General features: G+C 33.5%; 1 protein-coding gene. It reads left to right on the top strand.

All coding sequences use genetic code 11. The annotated features are described in order from the left end of the window. Nucleotides 1–59: 59 nt before the first annotated feature. Nucleotides 60–765 (top strand): POTRA domain-containing protein (locus G6W43_RS10500; protein WP_275052084.1); only part of this gene is annotated, 706 nt, incomplete at its 3' end.

Here is a 765-nt window from a genome sequence, read left to right as displayed (position 1 = left end):
AATGTCACTAAATTATTTTAAAAAATATAACTTTATAGTTATTTCCAAGGAAGGTTAAGATGAGAACTCTCTTATCTTTAAGCATGGTGTGTGCTGCGCTACTTGCTAATGAGACTAATCTAAAAAATGAGTTAAACAACGAAGAGATTAGGGCGAATATGGCAAGCTCTTTTAACGAAAGCTCCAACATAAATTTACTTAACGAAAAACCAACTTCAGAAGGTAAGCTAAATTTAAACGAAACCCCATGCTTTAAAATAGATAAAATTTCACTTCTTAGTGAGAACGAAGTAGCTAGCTTTAATGCTAGCAGTGGTGCTGATGAGGCTATAATAAGAAAAGCTTATAACAAAAACTACTCTAAATTTAACTCTATTTTAGAGGCTAGCTTAAACAAGCTTGATTTTAAACCAGGCAGCTGTCTTGGCAAAAACTCTATCAATCTAATCATAAACTCTTTTAACAACGAGATAATAAAAAGTGGCTATATCACTTCAAGTGCGAGCCTAGTTACAAAGAGTCTAAAAGATGCCAAGCTAGAGTTTGTGATAAATCTTGGCTTAATAGATAACATAAGCATAAACGAGCTTGATAGCCAAAGAAACAGAGCGAGCTTATTTAGCGCATTTGGTGAGTATTCTCATAAAAATAAAGTGGCAAATATAAGAGATATCGAGCAGGCTCTTGAGTCACTGCAAAACGTCTCAAAAAATGATGTTAGCATTAAATTCTTACCTTCAAATAGGGCTGGCTTTTCAAATATAG

The organism is Campylobacter concisus (genome assembly GCF_015229965.1).
Taxonomy (GTDB): Bacteria; Campylobacterota; Campylobacteria; order Campylobacterales; family Campylobacteraceae; genus Campylobacter_A; species Campylobacter_A concisus_BD.
This window is presented reverse-complemented; position numbering and strand designations above follow the sequence as displayed.